The following is a 22,501-nucleotide window of genomic DNA, read 5'->3' on the forward strand; positions in this document are numbered from 1 at the left end:
AAACCTATCATGGGAGGAATCCATGTCGCTAAATTTTGACCTTCCCGAAGAAGCGAACATGATTCGCGATACGGTACGTGAGTTCGCCGAGCAAGTGATCAGACCAAAGGCAAAAGAATTGGACGACGCAGAGGAGTTTTCGCCGGAAATCACGCGTCAATTGGGCGAGTTGGGATTATTTGGGTTTTGCATTCCTGAAGAATATGGCGGGAACGGCTTTGGATATATTCCTTACATTATCGCTGTAGAAGAATTAGCACGAGTCGATGGTTCTCAGGCGGCTACGGTGGCGGCTCATAATTCGTTGGGCATCGGGCCTATTTATATTTTTGGAAATGAAGATCAAAAAAGAAAATATTTGCCTCAGCTCACTACCGGAGAAAAGGTCTGGGCGTTTGGCCTTACGGAACCCAATGCAGGTTCTGATGCTGGCGGGACAAAGACTGTCGCCAAAAAGGAAAAGGACGGCTGGCGCATTAATGGTTCGAAAATATTTATCACCAACGGTTCAGGAGAAGCCTCGCTGGGAGTGACGGTGCAGGCAGTGACCGGCACCCGTCCCGATGGGAAAAAAGAATACACTTGCTTTCTGGTCGAACAAGGCACGCCCGGTTTCACGGCAAAAACGATGCATGAAAAAATGATGTGGCGCTCGTCTATTACCTCGGAGTTGTTTTTCGAAGACTGCCTTGTGCCGGAAGAAAGCATGCTTGGCAAAAAAGGCGAGGGGTTTCGTCAAATGCTGGACACGCTGGATCGCGGCAGGCTTTCTATCGCAGCGATGGGACTTGGGTGTGCTCAGGGCGCCTATGAATTAGCGCTGAAATACGCCAAAGAACGAAAACAATTCGGAAAAGCAATCTCCACGTTTCAAGCCAATGCTTTCAAATTAGCTGATATGGCAACGGAAATCGAAGCCGCGCGCTATCTTCTCTACCGCGCCGCGTGGCTGTGCGATCAAAAACGGGACGAATACAAAAAATTAGCGTCCATGGCAAAATTGTACTGCTCAGAAGTGGCGCATCGCTGTGTCAATCAGGCGCTTCAAATTCACGGCGGCTACGGTTTGATGAAAGAGTACGATATCGAGCGATTTTATCGCGACCAGCGCTTGCTGGAAATCGGCGAAGGAACCTCTGAAATTTTACGATTGGTCATTTCCAGAAGAATTGGGTGTTATGATGTTTGAAAAATTAGAACCCAGTTATTTTCGAAAATAGTTTTTTCAATCTAGACATCCCCCCTGTCCCCCCTTCAAAGGGGGGAACTCTAAAAGTCCCCCTTTGAAGGGGGATTTAGGGGGATGTTCAAAGCTAGTCTGAACAAGCAAAAACATAAATTTTGAGGCTTTTATGCAAAAAAAATTTCAGACCATTCGTTATCATATCGAAAATAAAGCAATCACCATTTGGCTGAACAGGCCTGATGTGCACAATGCCTTTAACTCGACCATGCTGAAAGAATTGTCGGAAATTCTGGAATGGATCGCAGGATCGGACGAGGTGCGCGTGGTCATTTTTACCGGAGAGGGAAAATCTTTTTCAGCCGGCGCTGATTTGAATTGGATGAAAGAGATCATCAATTATACTTACGAAGAAAATTTGCAGGATTCTGAGCTTATTTCTCAAGTGTTTTATTTGATTTACACCTGTCCCAAGCCAGTGATTGCTGCCATAAACGGCGCTGCTGTCGGAGGCGGTATGGGATTTGTCGCCGCGTCAGACATCGTCATTGCTTCTGAACGGGCGAAATTCAGTCTGTCTGAAGTCAAAATCGGACTGGTTCCTTCCTGCATTTCTCCGTATCTGTTCAAAAAGGTCGGCGAAGGAGCGCTAAAAGAATTATTCATTTCAGGAATGCGTTTTGGCCCGGACAAGGCGCTAAAGATTAATTTGATCAATTATGTTGTTGAACATGAAAAGCTGCTCGATTTTGCGCAGGAGAAAGCCCGAGAATTGCTGGTCTGCGGTCCCCAAGCCATTGCTATTTGTAAAAAATTATTTTTCGAAGTTCAGGAAATGGATTTGCAAACAGCTTATCACTACACAGCGGATTTGATTGCAAAAATGAGAATTTCCGACGAAGCACAGGAAGGCATGCACGCATTTTTGGAAAAGAGAAAACCCAATTGGCATCCCTAAAAACTTCATTATAAATCGGAAGAGGGGTCTAAAAAACAGGTGAATTATTTTTTAACAAACTCTAATTTAAAGAGGAGGATCGTATGATCAAAAAGGCCAATCAAGCATTATCAGCAGTACTCTTCATCACATTTATCTTTTTTCTCTCTACGGCTAACGCTCAACAAGCTCCGGTTGCACAGGATGTTGGTCTTTTGGATGTGGAATACTCAAGCTTGACCAAGCAAGTCTGTCAGGATTGTCATGGCACCTCTCTCGCCGATACCCATCATGAAACGCAAATTGCTCAATCCGGGCAGTGTGTCACCTGTCATAGTGTCTCAACCACTCCCGGACAAATGGGGGTTGTTCTGCAAAGGGACTGTATGAAATGTCATACAGAGACTCCGCATCATAAGACCGAAGCGGCGCTTAATAACGAATGTACTAATTGCCACGATAGTCCGGGGCTGAATGATTACAGCACTTCTGTTGCGACCTACCCTGTTTCTATGGTTACTCCGGCTGTGGCAAATTGTAAAAAATGCCATGATAACGGAGAGGCTGCAGGGCTTCAGGTTGTAGATTTCAAGGAAACTCATCATGGAATTTCCATTGATAATTGTGACATCTGCCATGAAGGAACCGAAACTAAAACAACAAACATTCGGATCTGCGAAAGATGCCATAACCAGGAAGTCATTCACCAGGTCGCTCCTCATATTGAAGCACAAAATTGTGTTGTATGCCATCTGACTAAAAAATAACGCATGGCGTGCTCATGAAATTTGAGTGAGACGAGCAAATTTTAACCCTGGCGGGGCGCCAGTCACGAATTTAATTATAAAAATTAATCAATTCATTACCGATTCACCTGTTTCGTCCGTGCTGGCACCCGCTGGATTTTTAATTTTTTCTTAATTTTTGGTAACAGCGTTTTTTTTGGTAATTTTACTCACGAAATTTTTGTGAATTTCTCTGTTATCCGCCAAATGTTGAACGAATTTTAATAAAAGCGAGGAGGATATCAGGCTATTTCGGAATTAGAACCGACTTTATTCTTTGGTAAAATGAAGACTGATTAAATCTACATTAGCCACTATCTCGTCCTTTCGGGACTTAGAAGAGTCTGGTGCAAAAGCTGAGTTTCAAAAGAACGAGATACGGGAAATTGTCAGAACATTTTTTATTATAGAATACCAAAATTAAAATTGAATAGACCGCAACCTTCGCATCGAAGAAAAACCAGAATTTATTAAGTCATTTTTTGACTTTAAAGATAAACCATGAGGAGGAAAAATGGATTATTTGTTGACCGAAGAGCAAAAAATGCTCCGAGAAATGGTATCCAAATTTGCCAAGGAAGAAATTGCGCCTGTGGCTTCTGAAAATGAGGATAAGGAGATATATCCGGAAAATATTGTACAACAATTGGGCGAATTGGGGATAATGGGCATTGCTTATCCTGAGGAGTACGGCGGCGCCGGGATGGATTACGTTTCTTACATGCTGGCTGTGGAAGCAATTTCTCAGTATTGCGCATCGACAGGAGTAATTGTCTCTGCGCATTCGTCTCTGGCAGTGGATCCCATTTTTCGTTTTGGCACTGAAGAACAGAAAAAGAAATATCTGCCTGACATGTGTTCCGGGAAAAAGATCGGTTGCCATGCGCTGACTGAACCAGGTGCGGGATCCGATGCAGGCGCGGTAAAAACAACAGCGAAATTAGAGGGCGATAAATGGGTGCTTAATGGTACAAAACACTTCATCACCAATGGCGCGAATGCGGATGTAGCAGTGGTCTTTGCTTCCACTGACATGGAACAAAAACACCACGGCATCAGTGCTTTTATCGTGGAAAAGGGCACTCCCGGATTTCGCGTGGGGAAATTAGAAAATAAATTAGGCATCCGCGCATCGACGACAGCGGAATTGATTTTCGAAGATTGCGCCATTCCCAAAGAAAATTTGCTCGGCGAGCTCAATAAAGGTTTTAAAATAGCCATGATCACGCTGGATGGCGGCAGACTGGGAATAGCGTCACAAGCGCTGGGGATTGCCAAGGCGGCAATTGAGGATTCGGTTGCTTACGCTAAAGAGCGTCAGCAATTTGGCCAGCCCATTGCTAAATTTCAGGCGATTCAGTGGATGATTGCCAATATGACAACTGAATATGAAGCAGCCTGGCTTTTGACCTATCGGGGATCTGTGATGAAAGATAAAGGCCTGCGCTACTCAAAAGAGGCGGCAATGGCAAAGTTAAAAGCTTCGGAGACAGCATCTTTTTGTGCCAACAAAGCAATACAAATTCACGGTGGCTACGGTTTCATCAAAGATTTCCCTGTGGAACGTTATCTCAGGGATGCCAAAATTACGGAAATTTACGAGGGCACCAATGAAATTATGCGAATTGTGATTTCTGCAAATATGTTGAGAGATTAGATTTATCAAGTCCTTTCAAATGTTCGAGACCTTTGAAAGGGTAAATTAGCGTGAAAAGAAAATATATCTTTTAAGGAGGAGAATTGAACCACATAAGAGTCATCACAGCAGCGGCGTTATTCGACGGGCATGACGTTTCCATAAATATTTTCAGAAAATTGATGCAAAAACGCGGCGCGGAAGTCATCCATTTAGGTCATAATCGCTCGGTGCGTGAAGTAGTTACTACTGCCATTCAGGAAGATGCCGACGCCATACTTGTCAGTTCTTATCAGGGCGGACACAATGAATTTTTCCGCTACATGGTGGACAAACTCAAAGAATCGCACGCGGAAAGAATTATGGTCTTCGGCGGCGGCGGCGGCGTGATTTTGCCGTCGGAAATTGAAGCCCTGGAAACCTACGGCGTGGAACGATTGTACCATGCGCTCGACGGACAAAAATTGGGCATCGACGGTATTGCTGACGACATCATCAAACGCATTCACAAACGAAAATCAGCGGAAAAGCAGTTGTTCGGCAAATTCATTGGCGAAAAAGTAATTGAGGGAAATTCACCTAAAAATCATTTGACGATTGCGCAGCAGATTTCATTTTTTGAGGATCACATCGGCGAAAAACAAATCACGACGCCAATTTTAGAAAAATTGCAGCAGCACGACAAAGGAAAATCTGTAGTGCTCGGCGTTACCGGTACTGGCGGCAGCGGCAAAAGCTCGCTCATCGACGAACTGGTGAATCGTTTCCTGAAAATTGTGCCGGACATGACCATCGGAATTCTGACTGTGGACCCGTCAAAGCGAATTTCCGGCGGCGCGCTGTTAGGCGACCGCATTCGCTACAACAACATTTATGACGATCGCGTTTATTTTCGCAGCTTTGCCACACGGGAGTCTGCCAGTGAAATCAGTCTCGCGCTCACCGACGCCATCGCCGTGCTCAAAAGCTGTGGCTTTGACGTCATCTTTGTGGAAACCAGCGGCATTGGTCAGGGCGACAGTCAGGCGGTGGATGTGAGTGATTTTTCCGCTTATGTGATGACTTCGGAGTACGGCGCCCCGTCGCAGTTGGATAAAATCGACATGCTGGAAATTGCCAACTACATTGTGATCAACAAATTTGAAAAGCCGGGCTCTGAAGACGCCATGCGCGAAGTGATGATCAATTACATTCGCAATCATGGCGTGAAAGTGTCGCATCGCGAATCTCTGTTTGAACTCGATTTGCCGGTTTACGGAACCAGCAGTAACCAATTCAACAATCACGGCGTCAACCGTCTTTTTAAAGATTTGCTTGATTTAATTTTGAAGCAAAATAAGAAAAAATATCAGATAAAAGAAAATCTGCTGAAAATTTTACCGACAAAATTGGAGTTCGAGTACGGCCTCATCCACAGCCGACGCGTGAATTATTTGACGGAAATTGCCGACACCGTGCGTAAATATCACGAGCGCGCCAGGCAGGAATCGGAGCTTGCCGGTAAATGTTACAGTTTGAAAAAAAGCATGGATTTGATCGAAGATGCAGCCATAAAAGAAACGCTACACCAAAAATTTGATGAGCTTTGGAAAAAATTGTCCCAGCAGTCAAAAGATTTTCTGGAAAATTGGCTTGAATTGAAAGAGCGCTATCAGCAGAAAAAATTTCGCTACAGAGTGCGGCATCGGGAAATTGAAGTGGATTTATTCAATCGCTCGCTTTCCGGCTTGAATATCCCGAAAGTAACGCTGCCGAATTTTTCCGATTGGGAAGAGTTGCTCAAATTTTATTACAAAGAAAATTTGCCGGGCTGTTTTCCTTACACCGGTGCTGTTTATCCCTTTCGCCGCACCGGAGAGGATCCGCGACGCCAATTTGCTGGTGAAGGCAGCGCAAAAAGAACGAACAAGCGTTTTCATTATTTGACCAGAGATGACCGCGCCAAACGGCTTTCCGTGGCGTTCGACGGCATCACGCTCTACGGCGAAGATCCGGCGACGGAACCGGACATTTACGGCAAAATCGGTGAAAGCGGCGTAAGCATTTGTACCATCGATGACATGGATCAACTGCTGGAAGGCTTCGATCAAACCGATGCGTTGACTTCAGTGTCCATGACCATCAATGCCCCGGCGCCAATTATGTTGGCGATGTATTTCATGGTTGCGTTTCGCCGGGAATTGAAAAAAGCAGAAGCGCAAGGCAGAAAATTGTCCTCTGAAGAAAAAGAAAAATTAAAAATTGAAACATTCCGCAAATTGCGCGGCACTGTTCAGGCAGACATTTTGAAAGAAGACCAGGGGCAGAACACCTGCATTTTTTCCGTCGATTTTGCCATGAAATTGATTGGCGATGTGCAGGAATATTTTTCTAAAAATGATATTCGAAATTATTATTCAATCAGTATCAGCGGCTATCACATCGCTGAAGCCGGCGCCAATCCGATCACGCAGTTGGCTTTTACCCTGGCGAATGGCTTTACTTATGTGGAGTATTTTTTAAATCGCGGTTTAAAAATCGATCAGTTTGCGCCGAATTTGTCCTTCTTTTTCAGCAATGGAATGGAACCGGAATATGCCGTCATCGGACGCGTTGCCCGGCGAATCTGGGCTATTGCCATCAGAGATTTGTATGGCGGAAATGAGCGGAGTCAAAAGTTAAAATACCACATTCAAACATCCGGTCGGTCTCTACACGCACAGGAAATTGAATTAAACGACATCCGCACGACGCTACAAGCCTTGATGGCTTATTACGATAATTGCAATTCTTTGCACACCAACTCCTATGACGAAGCGATCACTACGCCGACTGAGGAATCAGTGCGCCGCTCAGTAGCGATTCAGATGATTCTTGCCAATGAGATGGGAATGGTGAAAAACGAAAATCCCAATCAAGGATCTTTTATCATTGAACAGCTTACCGATTTGGTGGAAGAGGCGATATTGAATGAATTTCATCGTATTTCACGACGCGGTGGCGTGCTTGGAGCGATGGAAAAGCAATACCAACGCTCGAAAATCCAGGAAGAGTCTCTCTATTATGAGGATTTGAAGCAGTCCGGCGAATATCCGATTATAGGCGTGAATAAATTCGTGCGTGAGACAGGGGAGACGCCGTACGACAATATGAATATTACCCGCGCCAGCGATCAGGAAAAGCAAGGAATTCTTGAAAATTTGACATCGTTCCAGTCAGAAAATCAGTCCGGAGCAAAAGAGGCGCTGGAACGACTGCGCGAAACAGCGCTGGCGAACGGGAATGTTTTTGAGGAACTGCTCAATACTGTCGAGCGCGCATCTCTGGGACAAATTACGCATGTGTTGTACGAAGTTGGCGGGAAATATCGGAGAGGAATCTGAGCAAAATTCGCGTAGGTGTGGCACACCTTTAAGCTGTACTACACCTTGGCTGCTTTTACAAAATCACGAAAGGGAACCGAATGACTCAAGCTGACAGAATCGAAGACCTGTCAAAGGATGAGCTTTTTCAACTATTGAACATTTACGCTAAAAACTGGCTCGCTCACGATGGCTGCTGGTTTCTTTCGGTAGAGGAAAAATTCGGTCTGGAAGAGGCCATCGACCGCGATCGGGAGAGTTGGCGAAAATTTACTGTCGTTGAAGCAAAACGACTGATTGATTTTTTGGGGCTGCCGCCGAATTCAGGAATTTCAGGACTGGCGCGCGCTTTGAAATTTCGTTTGTACTCGAAATTGAATGAAGATGAAATTTTCATCGATGGAAATGTACTGGAATATCGCGTACGCACCTGCCGCGTGCAGGCAGCGCGGCGCCGCAAAAAACTGCCCGATTTTCCGTGCAAATCCGTTGGCATTGTGGAGTACGGATTGTTCGCCAAAACAATTGATGAACGATTCGAGACCGAGGCGGTCAGTTGTCCGCCAGAAATTACGAATGAAGATTATTATTGCATCTGGCGATTTACGTTGAAGTGATTAATGCGCACGATGAATCAAGACAATTTTATTTTAAAATCAAACATTTTTTTGTCGCTGAATATTCACCAGCGCTGATATGGTAGAAATATAAACCTGAAGCTGCTGTATTAGCATCCCACTGAACGGAGTAATGTCCCGCACGTTGTTGCGCATCCACCAGCGTCTTGACAATTTGGCCGGAAATGTTATAGATTACTAATTTGACATGTGCTGGTTTGGATACGTGATAGGAAATTGTTGTGTTCAAATTAAACGGATTCGGAAAATTCTGCTTCAAATCAAACCCCACGATTACCTGTCCGGTGTTGTCTTGCTTAACCGATACTGGTTCCGTCTGAAAAAATGCAAATTGAGAAAGTTGCACGGAAGTTGTCTTATTTTCACCATTGAATCGGACGGCCGGGTCTGATGGTACTGTTTCACAAACCTTTTTTGCGCTGCCAAAATTAAACAAAGAAATGTAAAAATTATTCACGCCATGAAACCCGGGTGACGTGCGAGGAATTTTGATTTCCACGAAATCCTTATCCGCGCTATGGGCAAATTCGCCGCCGGTGGGTAACGAGCCATATCCTCCGGTGTGTTGCACCCAACTTCCGCTGTTCCAAGTGTAATATTTGGGACTGCTTCCCGACCACCCTCCGGTATCTTTGTGATACGCATAAATTGAAATGTCCGGAAGATGTCGTGGTACGGCAGTGACGTCACATGTCCATTTGTCATAAGTTCCGCCCGACCCGACGATATTGTCCGTGTCAATGTAAATCCCAAAATGCAAGCCAATGTTCTGGCAGGGCGTCCGGAACCCGAAATAAACATTGACGCTATCCATGTAAACATAGAGCGAGTCTAACTGATATTCTGGATTGAGCTGGGCACTATCCGTGTCAACTGCTAACGGCTCGATACCCATTGACAACCAGTCCGACGGATCCCCGTCAATGCAAATTGTGTTGGAATCAGGTTTTTCCTCGTTGCTCATATTGAAACCATAAAAATTGGTCAAAACAGTTATGGCAGTGGATTTATTTTCTGCTGTAAATTGAATGGAAGAATCTGAAGGAATTGATTCCGATGCGCCGGCGCCGCTGGTTTCGCCCACCGTGAATAGTTCCACAAAAAAACTATCTGTGCCGTTAAAACCGGGCGCAGTTTTAGGGATTGCTAATTCAAAAAAGCGATTGGTGCTGTCGATGGAAAAAATTCCGCCTGTGGGCAGACTGCCCATGCCGCCGGAAGCACTTATCCATTGCGAGTTAGCCTGATCCCAGTGATAGAATTTGGGGCTGCTGCTTGACCAGGTATCGTCATTTTTGTGATAGGCGTAAATTTCAATTTCCGGCAGATGACGGGAAACAGCGGTAATTGCCTTGCCCCAGCGGTCGGTCGTTCCTCCTGATCCCGGTATATTGTCGGTGTCGATATACATTCCGTAGGAAATTCCCTTTGTCCGGGCAGGAGCGTCGAATCCGAAGTAAAAATAATTGGCATCCTGTGTAATGAAAAAACGTTCCAATTTCAGTTCGGGATCTGTCTGGAGATTGTCTGTGTCTTCTATCGGAGCAATTTTCCATGAATGCCAGTCTTTGTCGTTCCCGTCCGTTTGCATGGAATAATGCACATCTCCTACGCTGCCGTTTTGACGAATCATTTCGACCCACAGGTTATCCCGGGTGACGTAAATTTTGCAATAGTGAAATACTTTTTCGACATATACAGAAAAAGGATTAATCCCCGGATAGTAGTCGTAAAGAGTGGCTCCTGCTCCGCCGGTGGTAATGTATGGTATTCCATTAATGATACTTCGTTCGTAAAGATGGTTGTGTCCGCAAAAAATCAGATCGACACCGTACTCCTCAAAGATGGGGAGCAAGTATTGTTGCACTTCAAGATTGCCGCCATGCTTACCGGAGCTGTAAGGCGGTTCATGGAAGAATACGATAGTGTAAGAAATCTCCTCGCCAATGGATTGAAGGTCATTTAGCAACCAATCTTGTTGCTCACTTCCTGCTTTAAAATCCTGGTAAATATCCAAGCCAATAATATGAACGTTGTTATAGTCAAAAGAATACCAATGCCCCTGGTAGCTATCGGAAGAACTGTTGTCGGGAAATGTGAAAAAACTTGTCAAATAGGGTGAATTTTCCTCGTGATTACCATAAATAACCATCATTGGCGTGGTACTTGTGAGATTTTGATGGTCATGCAAGACATCAAACCATTGATTGAGCTGGGTGCCGTCTTGCACCAGATCACCGGTATGAAGCACAAACGTCGGATGTTCCCGGATAATGTTATTTAAAATTGTAGTATTGACCGCAGGCTGGTTGTCGCCAAAGGCAATGAACATAAATGAGCTATCCTGCGGCGGCGCCGTGGTGAAACTCAACGTATCGCTTTGATAAATTCCCTGAGTTTCTACTTGATAAAAATATGTTGTGTTGGGTTGCAGATCAGTCAAACGGGCGACGTGAATCAAGCTGTCGTTTTTTGTGACCATATCCCGACTTTCTTCCACGACAAGTTGATTCTCGCTAATGTCGTTAATCCCATAACGAACGGTGTTCGTGCCTTTTGCTGCAGAAGCCCAGGTGATTGCTATGGAAGTTTGCGGGGAATCATTGTAAATTGTAACGACCGGATCGACATTTTCCGGAGTCACCGGATTTAATACATCCCGCCAGGTGGAAACGGTATCATTAATCGTGATGGCGTAAAACGGTACATGAACTTCACGATTGTCAATTTCGTTGCCCTGTTCGTCTTTTTCCACGCTATTCCAACTGCCTCGAGTGTATTTGTATTCATAAGTATTATTCGGTGATAACGAAAGCGTCAATTGCCATTGATTGGCTGAAATTTTTGTCATGGGTAAATCATCGGAGGAAGAGCCTTCTCCTGATCCGGGGTCCCAATTATTCATGGTTCCGGCGATAAAAACAGTATCACTTTCAGGAGTATTTTCCGGAACGGTGACTATGAAAGTTACAAATACATCTAATTTCCCTTCCGGGTGATTTTCAGCAATCAAGACATTAATATTGATAACAAGGGCAAGAAATAAGATGCTAATAGCAAGAAAGAAATTTTTTTTCATACTGAATTTCCTTTAAACGATTGGGCAATCTTCAACAGAAGGCCTATTTGAATTTTTGGCTGGTAAAAAATTCTGGCGATAGTCAAATTTATTTTGTAACAATTGATAATTGTGGACCATTTGCCATTCTTTGCATAACCTGTAATTTAATTTCATTGAAGCTTGGTTTGATTTCAGATGATTTAAAAATGTTTTCTGAAGAATCTATATGCGCAATAAAGATTATTTCCGCAGATAATGATAAGTAACTTTATCCCAAAATTCTAAATTAAAGTCATAAAAAGTATGTTGCAAACTATTGAAACGGTTTTTTGGATCTTGGTTGCTTAATGACATAACAACCGAATTAATAGTTCGGATGTTATGCCATCAAACCCCAAAACATGAAACTACTTCAACAGTTTTTTATAGCGGTCAATTCATAAATTTAGCTTTTGCTAAAAGTTTCCTTGGTAATTTTAGATACAATACCCGATAAAAATAGTAATCCTATCAGGTTTGGAATTGCCATAATTGCATTGAAGCTGTCTCCCAGATTCCAAATGATGTCCATGTAATGACCAGTGAGCAAAGCACCAAAAAATAGCAAACCAATGAAAATTGTACGATAAATCTTGTCAGATTTCACACCCCAGATGTACCCGAAACATTGCTCACCATAATAGGCCCAGCCCAAAAGCGTGGTGTAGCCGAAAATCAGCGAGCCGATAGCGATGATGATGCCGCCGAACGGAATGACTGAATTAAACGCTTCCACAGTGAGTGCAGTACTGGAGAGGCCTCCGGCAGAAATATCATAGCCGATTTTATGCGCCATATCTATTACTTGCGGATGGAGATTATTAATAACATCAGGCGTTAATTTTTGTCCTTCCTTTACTAATGCGACGCCGCACGCTGGTGTCAGTTTCCACACACCAGTAACAACAATGGTCAGAGTCGTCAGCGTGTTGACCAGAATGGTGTCGATGAAAACGCCGGTCATGCCGAGAAGTCCGTTGAACGTCGGGTCCGGCGATTTTGCTGCGCTCTGAGCAATGGCAGCGGAGCCAAGACCCGCTTCGTTGGAAAGCACGCCGCGCCGCACGCCCAAACTGATCGCTTTTTGCACCGAGGTGCCGATGAGCGCGCCTCCGGCGGCTTGCAGGGAAAATGCGGATTTGAAAATGAGTACAAAAGCATCGTCAATTTGAGTGAATCTCGCAATTAAAATTGCCAGTGCGCCGGCAAGGTAGAAAATGATCATCGCCGGAACTAACTTTTCTGCCACGGCGCCGATTCTTTTGATGCCGCCCAAAATAACAATTCCGACTAAAACAGTGATTACGATGGCACTGATTAAAGTGGGGACGCCAAACTGCTGTTTCATTGCCAGCGCCATGGAATTGGACTGCATCATATTTCCTGTCCCGAAGAGAGCAGTCATCCCACCCCCGACTGCGAATAACATACCCAAAAATTTAGCAAATTGCTTCTTTTTAATGCCGTAACGGATGTAGTACATGGGGCCGCCTGCCATAGAACCGTCTTTTGCAACTTTGCGGTATTTGACGCCAAGAAAGCACTCCGCATATTTCGTTGCCATGCCAAACAATCCCGACACCCACATCCACAATGGCGCCCCGGGACCGCCGGTGGCAATCGCCGCGGCGACGCCGGCAATATTCCCGTTTCCCACTGTGGCGGCTAAGGCGGTCATTAGCGCGGCAAAAGGCGAAATATCGCCTTCAGTGTCTTTAAGAACTTTGCTTTTTTTGCCGCCCTGAAAAAGATATTTCAGCGAAAGGAAAAATTTTCTGAACTGAATAAACCGCGTCATCAAACTGAGCAAAATGCCCGTGCCTACCAACAGTGCAATCATCCAGTTGCCCCACATGAATTTTACAAATGAATCCATGAAAGCATAAACAGCATCCAAAATTCCAGACATTGGCGTCTCCTCACTGTTACTCGCGTTTTCTGTTGCTAATTACTTGAGATGCAATAAATACTAAAATAAAATTTATCTTTAATTATGCAAGCAAAAAATGTCAAAGAAATAAAATAAGTAGCGGTCGGTTCACGGAGAAAAGCGATTCCCCCCCTTACTTTCTCTTAATTTTTCCGCGCTCTTTTTGCAACAGCTTGACAAATTCAGGATGAATCTGGTAACCCAAATTTTTTGCCAGTTGAATATGCTGCCAGGCGAGATCGATTTTTCCTGCGCTGTGATAAGCGACGGCGAGATTGTTGTGCGCTTTGGCAAGATTGGAATTCAACGAAACCGCAGTTTCCAGACTCTCAATTGCTTCCTTCAACATCTTTTTCCGATAATAACAAACACCGAGGCTGGAATAGGCGTCGGCGTAATCCGGCTGGCATTGAATGGCTTTTTTGAAATAGACAATGGCGGAATCCGTTTTAAATTGCTCAAAAAGCACCAGCCCTAAATCATAGTAGGCCTCGGCGTAATTCGGATTATAGGAAATTGCCTTTTTGAATTCTTCAAGCGCTCGGTTGTAATTGCCTTGCTTGTGATAGATGACACCCAACCCTTCGTGCGCGTGCGGGTAGTCAGGTTTCAGTTTGATCGCTGCTTGGTAAGCTTTTTTTGCTTCCTCCAGCTTGTTTTGAATGTAATAAATTCGCCCAATGTTGGATTGCGAAACATAGTCTTCCGGGTCTAATTCCAATGCTTTCTGATAATTTTTCATAGCTTCATCCGGAAAGCCGGAATTTTCCAGCGCAAAACCTAAATTGGTGTAAGATTCGGAAAAACCGGAATTCAGTGCAATCGCTTTTTTGAAATAACCAATGGCTTTGTCGAGCTCGCCGTTTTTCACCGCGCTGTTTCCGATCATGTAATAATATTCGAAATTATTTTTCAGCGAAACGGCGTTGCGGCGCAAAATGTCATATTTTTCTTTTTCTTTTCCTGCCCAGCCGAGCACCTTGGCGAGGTTCAAAATTCCTTCTTTAAAATAATTTGTCGGCAGCTTTTGCAATTCAGCGGCATAAATTTTGTGCAATTTTTTTTGATCAATCTGATTCTGCGTGGGAACGAGCTGTTTTTGCTTCAGCGTTTCGGCAATTTTTTCTGCGATCATCTGCTGCGCCCGAATTGTCGGATGCACGTGATCGATGAAATAGCGGCTTCCGGGGATGGAATGATTTTGTGCATCGGCAAAAAGCGGTTCCAGATCGACGAGCGGAATTTGATATTGGGCGCTCAAATTCCGAATCGCCTGGTTGATTCCGGCGGGTGCACGCAAAGGACAAACGTCCAATTCCTGTGCGAGGAAAAAATATTTTTTAGCTAATTCAAATTGATTTGTGGCGTACAAACACTGCGCAATGCGAAAAGCCAATTCTGCGTACTGATCGTCAATGGAAAAATCTTCATAGTAATTCGTCAGCGCTTCTGTAAAATTCCGCTGTTCTTGAAATTGGATTCCCTTTTGAAAATATTTGTCCCAAGTTCTGACTTGTTCAGCGGAAAGGTCTGATTTATGCTCTGATTTGAACGGGGAGAAATCTTTGACATTGCTGACGACGGTACACAAAATCAGAGGTATGGCGCGCTCGCGCGAGAGTTGAATGATGCGTTCCAGATTGTAGCGAAAATGGGAAATTGTTTGTTTTTTTTGAATGCTTTCTCTGGTGTAACGATCCAGCCCGGCGCTGGCGTCGAGTATGGCGCTGACTTCACCTTTCAGCTTTGTTTTTTTCGGTTTGATTTTTTGTTTGATGGCATTGACGGATTTGCGCAGCAAGCGGTAGGTTTGAAATTTGTCAAGAAGAACACGTACCTTTTTGAGACGCGCATCTTGTTTTAAAATGTTTTCGTACGTTCTTGCTTCCAGAAATTCATTGTGGCCGCTGTAAACGATGAACAAATCAGGTTGATAATTGGCAGCTTCTTTGACCAGGTTGACGATGCGATAGCTGGCGTAGGAAATTCCGCCGCAATTGATGACTTCGTAGTGGTGCGTTGCATCCGCCAAATTGAGGTTGATCTCCAGCCAACGGGGAAACGCAGTTTCGGCGCGGTACGGTCTGCCGTAAGTCGTGGAGCCGCCGAAACAAAAAATGCGAAAAACGCTGTCCGGTTTTGCTTTGAAAAATTGCTGGTCGTTGAAAAATGACAATTTATTGGAATTTGTGCGATAGATTTTTTCCCCATTTGGCGCTTTCTTCTCACCGAACAGCGGATAAACGTTTTCGAATCCGACAAAGGGGTCTGCTTCGGAAAAGCGATCGGCGACGTCAAACGCTTGCAATAGCAATTCAATTATTAAAATCACGAGCAAACCAAAACCGATGAGCAATATTTTCTGCAACAAAGTCGTATTTTTTGCCGTCGTAGATTTGCTTTTCGCCGCCATTTTTTCCTCAGTTTATTTTCAGGGGAAAGACAAACGGGCATTGCGCCCGTTTATTTGAAAAAAATTTCTTTTTAGTATGACTTTTCAATCAAACAAAAACATTATCGCGAAATACGAATTTCACCCCGCCAGTTGGGATTGTAAATTTCCTGACGTTCACCATTTTGCAGATCGGAATGCACGAGTTGGTAATTTCCCTGAATGCCTAAATCGACGAATACAAATTGGACGAGCGACTGTCCGCGCATGTGCTCGTAGTACCAAATTTCGTACGCCCGCGTTGACAGACTAGCGGGGTGGCGATCGACGTCGTCCGGCGGACCGTACATGATGTAAACTCTGCCGCGATCGGTCTTCCAGCCTTTAAGCGTGGGGGAACTGAAACGTTCTTTGGCAATGTAAAATCTTTTCAAATGCTCGCTGCGAAACTTCGGGTCGATATTTTTCCAGAAATTATTGATATAATTGATTTTCGCCGGCGTCGCTAATTGATCAAAAAAGGAGCGCTCGTTTTCATCGACGATGTAGTAAATTTGCGCTTTGAATTCTTCAATATCCTCTTTGCGGTATTGTTTGAACGTCAGCATTTTGTAGGGATTGTTGATCCAGAAATCCGCTTGTTGGCGTGCGCTCATTTTACTGGCCGCATCGGTGACAATGAGATGCAAATCATAGCTCCCGGAGATGAGATCGAGAATATTGATTTTTCCCACCCAAACCGATGAACTGCCTCGCGGGGAGATTTGCTTGATGTCGGATTTCACCGTATCGCCGCGATTGTCCACTAAATAATAAGCTCTGGTGAGCTTTGTGGATTTGTTGTTCATTTGCGGGATGTTGTAAATTTCTCCGTAAAAATAGACAAACGGCGATTCGATGCCGAACGCCCGCGACGGATTGGGAATGACGTCGATTTTGTTTTTGACAAATTTGTTCCGCTCGGTTGTTTTTTTAATGGATCGCGCAAATTGGACATCGCTCAAAGCGAGCGAATCGCCGGAGAAAGCTTTTATTGTTACGGGAATAGCCGCATCGCCGCAAGCTTGTGAATTTAAATCGGTAATGTGAATTTTTGCCTGATAAGTCGCCGGATGCACCATAAATGCAGCGATATCTAAAGTGGTCAATCCTTCAGCTTGATTCAGAGAATCAATTTGATTGAATCCCTGCCACTTTTTTTCAGCGGCTAATTTTTCATTTGCATCGAATAAAGAAATCGAAATTTCGTAGGCTGCCAAAAAAGATTTCCCCTTGGGCTGATATTTAAATTGATAAGCAGGGATGGAAATATAAATTTCCAGATAGCCGTTGACGCCGTCGTCGTCGCCTTTAAATGCGGCCTGATCGACATAAAAACGCAATTTTTCAGCAGGAGTTGTCGTTGAATTTTCTGAACCCCAACCGGCGCTATTGAACAGCACCAGCAGCAAACAAACGTTTGTCACAAATAGCTTCTTCATTTTGCTTTTCTTCGCTTTTTTAGTATTGGTAGGTATTTAGAACCTTTTGCAAATATTTATTCCAGCCGCTCTGGGGATAACTATCAATGAAATATTTGAAAATCATCGGACGGCTGACGACGTCGCCGTTGGATGCCTGAAAGCGGTCGATTTTATCATAAGAGCCGTATCTAATCTCTTGATTTTGGAAAAAAGTAAAATAGTTGTGCTTTAAATTGACAATCCGATTTTGTGGCTTTACGTCAAAAAATTCTCCGCTAAATGCAATATTCTCGCTTGGCCATATTTTGTAATTATCAACAAGAGTGCGAAATTCATTGACAATAGTCAAAAACGCCTGCCCCGACATGTTGATACGCAGCCCTTTGAGACCGTAGCGGCCGTCCGGCACATTGGGAATGAAGAAGTAACCGTTTTTGTCAGTACGCGTCCATTTGCCAAAAACTTTTTCTTTGCCATTTTCCTTGTAAATGCCGATAACTGCCACCTCAATGTTGTCAAAATAAATGTCGTTGCGATTTTGATAACCATTGTTCTCGAAAATGATAGAACCGATAATCAGATTTTTCCCTTCCACCGGCTCGTGCATCGTCGGAAGCGCGCCAGCGCAGCCAATGATAAAAATCAAAAATGGCATGAGAATTGTTATTTTTTTCATAATTTTGCTTTTGCTCCTCATTTCTTATGAGTCGTTTCCCAATTTGCCAAACCCTTCTGTAAGCATACGCCTACCAGAAGGGTTTGGTTTCCTCACTGCTCTGAATTTTCGAATTAAATTCAAAACCCGATCTGTAAAGTTGTCACATGGACATTGCCTAAGTCGCCGTATTGCGCCATGGCGTAGTCGAAGCGCAAATCCATGTTTCGGAAAGGTATTTTCAGACCGCCGCCCCAGGTAAACTCGCCCAGATCGTAATTTTGTTTGTAACCCATGCGCAGCGCCAGAATTTTACGCCACTCATATTCCATCGCCCATTTGGCGCGCATCGGGTTGTCGAACGAATCGTTGATTTCCAAAATGAAAGAGACGCGGTTGCTCGGGTTCGGGAGAATAACGCTCTCGGCGCCGGCGATATCAAAGGCGACACCCATCTGAAAACTAATGGGCAGCGCATAATCCATGACCTGCAACTGAGCTTCTAAATTACGGTTTCCCGTTCCCGGCTGATCCGGCAACGGCGCGTAATAAAAGGTCTGCAGAGGCCCGCTATTCATCGCCATGCTTGGGCCAAAATTCGTAATGCTCATTCCCAATCGCAAACCAGTCAAACCCGGTGTGAAAATCAGTCCGATATCTCCGGAGACGCCGTCTGCTTTTTCCTGCCAGATCTGTTCATGCACCCAACGGGCGGTGACGCCAAAGGTGATTCGATCAGTCAACACGCGGGCATAACTCAGCCCGACCGCCATACTGAAATTCTGAAAAAACAAGCCGGTGCCTTCGGGGTCAAATTCCGTTGTTCGTTCTATTTTGCCAATATCCACATAATTGAATGATACGCCGAAATAATTGGCAGAGAACGGAAAAATAATGCCTAAAAATTGATGACGAATGCCTGCGTAAAGATTGGTATTGCTGTAAATTGCCTTCATTTGATTAGAAAAAGCAATCCCAGCCGGATTCCAATGCAGCGCGGTGGCATCATTGGCAAGAGCCGTAAACGCGCCGGCCAAAGCGACGGCACGGGCGCCAACCTCAAGTTTCAAGAAATTGGCAGCCGTTGTGCCGACTTTGTTAACCTCTTGCTGCGCAAACGCGGAGACGGTTAGCAATAATATGACCAATAAAACTGTGAATTTCTTCATCTTTTTTTATCTCCCATTTGATGGCTGTAATTATTTGACGACTGCCATTTTTCCGATACGTTTTTTGCCTGAAGGCGTTTTTACAACGTAGATATAAACGCCAAAGGAAACCTCTAAATTTTCTTTGGAGAGAAGATCCCAGCGTTCTTCGCCATAAGTGGGACTTGTGTGTTCAAGAGTCCGCACCAAATCTCCGGTTAAAGTATAAATGCGTATCGTGCATTCTGGCGGCAAATGCGTAAAACGTACTTCGTGCAAATTCCATTGCGAACTTCCCGTGTAAAGCTCCGTGCGAGAGGAGATAACGTACGGATTGGGAACAACTTTGATGTTCGCCAGATCGTCGTCCTGGATCACCTTTGCGCTGGGTTTGTAAGTTTGAAATCGGAATTGGTCATCTTTAAACGGCTTTTTTGTAGTAAAAGTAAAAATGTCGCCAATTGACGGCGGATTTCCTACGCCCCATTCGTCCACAATCGTGGTATCCGTGCCGGAAATGACTGTGTCCGGTTTCCACGAAACGGAAAACACCCAGGTGAAAGTCCGGGCAGAAGACCCTGGCGTCAAATATTCCCACATTCTCACCTGTCCGCCATTGGGATAGCTTTCCTGCGGCGGTGTAAACAATAAATCGATTTGAGTGGGCGGGTCCGTACTGATATTCCAGACTTGGAACGGCAGCGGCATCGTTCCCACAGCGTTGGTGTCGGAATTTTCACCCATAAATCTGATTTCGTAATTTGCCGGAATCGCTTTTAGCCCCGTGATGATGTCAACCTGATAATCAGACGTATCGGCAGACACGGAAGTCCAGCGGGTTTCAGATTCCAGAATATCTACTTGGTCGTAATTGATGATTTTCAGACCAACGCCGTCAAAGAACGGAAACGGCTCCGGAATAACTCCGCTGGTATCGCTGACGATGTTGGTGCTGCCGGTGACTTTGAAGACGCCGTCATCCTCGTCGAACACATTGTATTCAAGAAAGCCATTTGTGTCGGTAAAAGATAACGTGTAATTATGGCCGAGAACTTCATTGTCATCAACGATCTCCATCTGAATGACGCCGTTGCCCACTCCTTTGATTCGTTGAAAAACAGTGTCACTGTTCGCCGGAATGTAGCCAGCCGGATGAACTCCCGAAATAACGTCAACCACATTCAAGTCGCGAGGCGATTTGCCTTTGGAAGTTTCGTTGCAATTAAAAAAATAGGGGTCGTCATACCAGTGATCGTAAGCGGTAATGGCGTAGCGATAACGGACGCCATTGACGACGTCATTGTCTGTCCACGAATGGACAATTCCCGTATTATTCCCGACGTAAAACCAGTATTGATACGGATCCATTCCTGAATAGTCGTCAATTTTGTCGCATTGAAAAACCGGAACGTAAGCAAGAATATCGCCGATTTCACCGGTTTCGGTCACTTCATATATTTCCTGGCCCCAGTCCACGTAGTCCAATTTCCTATCGACGTAGGCCCGATAGATTTTATAACCTTCAAAATCGCGTTTTTTGGTGAGGATATCTCGGGATTTTTCAGCGATATCGTCCCAGTACAGCGTGACTTTCCCGTTTTCCGTATAAACAATGGGCAAACCATCGTCGTCGACGGTTTTTGTCCCCACCGCATTCAGTGTCGGAGTACGAGGAGGACCCGTGCCCTGGAATTTGTTATTGTACAAATCCATTGCTTTGTCAAAATTAGAAATCACATCGGCAAAACGAACCTCGTACGGATTTGTCGGAAAGCCATCGGCGTCAAGCGCGCCAGGGTTATCCTTCCCGCCGACAATACAGAAATGCAGCGGCAGCGTGTCTCCCGGAGAAATGGAGAAAGGCCCCGACGACATCGTAAACCACAGGTCCGGGCGATTACCCGGAGCGACGGATTCCTGAATATCGCGCATTTTTTGCAGATCGTCAAATTGCGGATCGTCACCATGAAAATATTTTTGTTGCATTTGCGGTGTGAGCAGATCTTTATTGCCGCTTGCCATGGCATACATGATATTTTCCACCTCAATGCCGCGGTTGGCAGCATCGTAATCTTCCTGAGTGAAGAAATGGTATCCGGTCAAACCTATATCTTTAGGAGTTTTTAAAAAGGCAATGGCATAAGCCGAAACAGGTCCTTCGGAGTTAATATCATCTGCATCCCGATCATAGCCATCTTTGTCAAACATCAGGAAAATATTTCGTTGTGTATCGGCAAGGCAATAGTCATCTTCTGCCCAGGGATCCATCGTGTATCCCAACGGATCGCGCCCCGGCAGATCCGGGTCTATCAAAAAGCCAAAATAGAGACTATCGATGGGTTGATCGTAAACTTGACGCGTCGGGTCTTCGACGGCGACTTCGTCTTTTTTGCGATAGATCAAGTTGTAATTGAAGAAGACGATATCTTTGTAGGCAGTTGTTGAATAGCAATAGCCTGATACTTCCATATCAAAGCCAATGGGATAACCCAAATTGTTTTCATCTCCCTGGCGAATTCCATTCCATTTGTCGTCCATGATAAAGAAAATGTCTTTATCAGAAACAAATTTGTTTTCAATGGGTTTGCCAAAAGTTGGCGACTCCGGGTCGGGATCGATTGCCCAATAACCGGGCCAATGACGCTCACCGGGCGTTTCAATGAATTGCCCATAAGTGGCTGACATTGGATCTTTATCCCAATATCCTTGAGGCCAGGAATTTGGTCTCGTGCTCGTGGCGATCAAGGGTCTATCCGACCAGGTGTCGTCGCCCATGAGCGTTGTGCGCGATCCGTCTTTCGCCTCCCAATCAGGATAATTCGTGTCTTGTTCAGGTTCGCAGAAATAGCAGGTGATGCTTTCCAGCACGTTGTAGTATTGGCTGCGATCAACGACGTTTCCATCTTCTGTGACAATATTTGTTGCCCAGGGCTGCGGTGGAACGGCAAGAAAAGGAATAATCCAGCGTACTTCGCCCCAGTAGCCATGTTTACAATATGGAAAGCCGCGTCTCCCGATCATTCCGTAGTTTTCGACACCATTGACCTGCATCTCGCCGGCATCCATAAATGCTATTCCCCGGTCGAAGATGCTGGCGGGTTTCTGTAATGTCAAATTTTCGACATCGCCCAGTAATTCTTTGTTCTTCTTCTGCTGAGCCTGCAATGTCATGGCCCAGAAAAGGAATAACAGGACTGGGATGATTAGATATTTTTTCTCGTTCTTGAAACGTATCATTTTTGATCTCCATATTATTATCGGTTTAAAAAATTGAACGTGAATTCAGCGAATTA

The 22,501-nt window shown here is 44.7% G+C and carries 12 protein-coding genes and 1 pseudogene; 6 read left to right on the forward strand and 7 right to left on the reverse strand.

The window, feature by feature from the left end:
• The first annotated feature begins 22 nt into the window (after positions 1–22).
• From GXO74_08140 to GXO74_08165, 6 genes and pseudogenes are all read left to right on the forward strand, one after another.
• Complete coding sequence (locus GXO74_08140) at positions 23–1,189, forward strand: acyl-CoA dehydrogenase (protein NOZ61638.1); 1,167 nt, start codon at positions 23–25, stop codon at positions 1,187–1,189.
• A 163-nt stretch (positions 1,190–1,352) separates the two neighbouring features.
• Positions 1,353–2,141 (forward strand): enoyl-CoA hydratase/isomerase family protein, encoded by a 789-nt coding sequence (locus GXO74_08145; protein ID NOZ61639.1) that lies wholly within the window; start codon positions 1,353–1,355, stop codon positions 2,139–2,141.
• Positions 2,142–2,224: 83 nt separating this feature from the next.
• Entirely contained in the window at positions 2,225–2,887 is a 663-nt protein-coding gene (locus tag GXO74_08150; GenBank protein ID NOZ61640.1) for a hypothetical protein, read from the forward strand.
• Between the two features lie 532 nt (positions 2,888–3,419).
• On the forward strand, positions 3,420–4,562 hold the full coding sequence (locus GXO74_08155) for an acyl-CoA dehydrogenase (protein ID NOZ61641.1): 1,143 nt from the start codon (positions 3,420–3,422) through the stop codon (positions 4,560–4,562).
• 86 nt (positions 4,563–4,648) lie between these two features.
• A pseudogene (locus GXO74_08160) lies at positions 4,649–7,903 on the forward strand (methylmalonyl-CoA mutase).
• 80 nt (positions 7,904–7,983) lie between these two features.
• Complete coding sequence (locus GXO74_08165) at positions 7,984–8,499, forward strand: hypothetical protein (protein ID NOZ61642.1); 516 nt, start codon at positions 7,984–7,986, stop codon at positions 8,497–8,499.
• Between the two features lie 28 nt (positions 8,500–8,527).
• On the opposite strand, the gene GXO74_08170 is transcribed toward GXO74_08165, so the two are convergent.
• From GXO74_08170 to GXO74_08200, 7 genes are all read right to left on the reverse strand, one after another.
• The gene (locus tag GXO74_08170; GenBank protein NOZ61643.1) at positions 8,528–11,599 is read right to left on the reverse strand and encodes a T9SS type A sorting domain-containing protein; all 3,072 of its coding nucleotides are present in this window, start codon (positions 11,597–11,599) and stop codon (positions 8,528–8,530) included.
• A 427-nt stretch (positions 11,600–12,026) separates the two neighbouring features.
• Positions 12,027–13,529 (reverse strand): sodium:alanine symporter family protein, encoded by a 1,503-nt coding sequence (locus GXO74_08175; protein ID NOZ61644.1) that lies wholly within the window; start codon positions 13,527–13,529, stop codon positions 12,027–12,029.
• 154 nt (positions 13,530–13,683) lie between these two features.
• Positions 13,684–15,963: a tetratricopeptide repeat protein gene (locus tag GXO74_08180; protein NOZ61645.1), complete on the reverse strand. Its 2,280-nt coding sequence runs from the start codon at positions 15,961–15,963 to the stop codon at positions 13,684–13,686.
• A 101-nt stretch (positions 15,964–16,064) separates the two neighbouring features.
• The gene (locus GXO74_08185) at positions 16,065–17,423 is read right to left on the reverse strand and encodes a GWxTD domain-containing protein (protein ID NOZ61646.1); all 1,359 of its coding nucleotides are present in this window, start codon (positions 17,421–17,423) and stop codon (positions 16,065–16,067) included.
• A gap of 19 nt (positions 17,424–17,442) precedes the next feature.
• Positions 17,443–18,081: a hypothetical protein gene (locus GXO74_08190; GenBank protein ID NOZ61647.1), complete on the reverse strand. Its 639-nt coding sequence runs from the start codon at positions 18,079–18,081 to the stop codon at positions 17,443–17,445.
• A 119-nt stretch (positions 18,082–18,200) separates the two neighbouring features.
• Positions 18,201–19,229 carry a PorV/PorQ family protein gene (locus tag GXO74_08195; GenBank protein ID NOZ61648.1) on the reverse strand — a complete coding sequence of 343 codons (1,029 nt, stop codon included), beginning with the start codon at positions 19,227–19,229 and terminating at the stop codon, positions 18,201–18,203.
• Between the two features lie 30 nt (positions 19,230–19,259).
• A complete protein-coding gene (locus GXO74_08200) occupies positions 19,260–22,445 on the reverse strand; it encodes a hypothetical protein (GenBank protein NOZ61649.1) in 3,186 nt (1,061 codons plus the stop codon).
• Between the last annotated feature and the right edge of the window lie 56 nt (positions 22,446–22,501).

The sequence above is a fragment of the Calditrichota bacterium genome, from assembly GCA_013152715.1.
In the GTDB taxonomy this organism is placed as follows: domain Bacteria; phylum Zhuqueibacterota; class Zhuqueibacteria; order Thermofontimicrobiales; family Thermofontimicrobiaceae; genus 4484-87.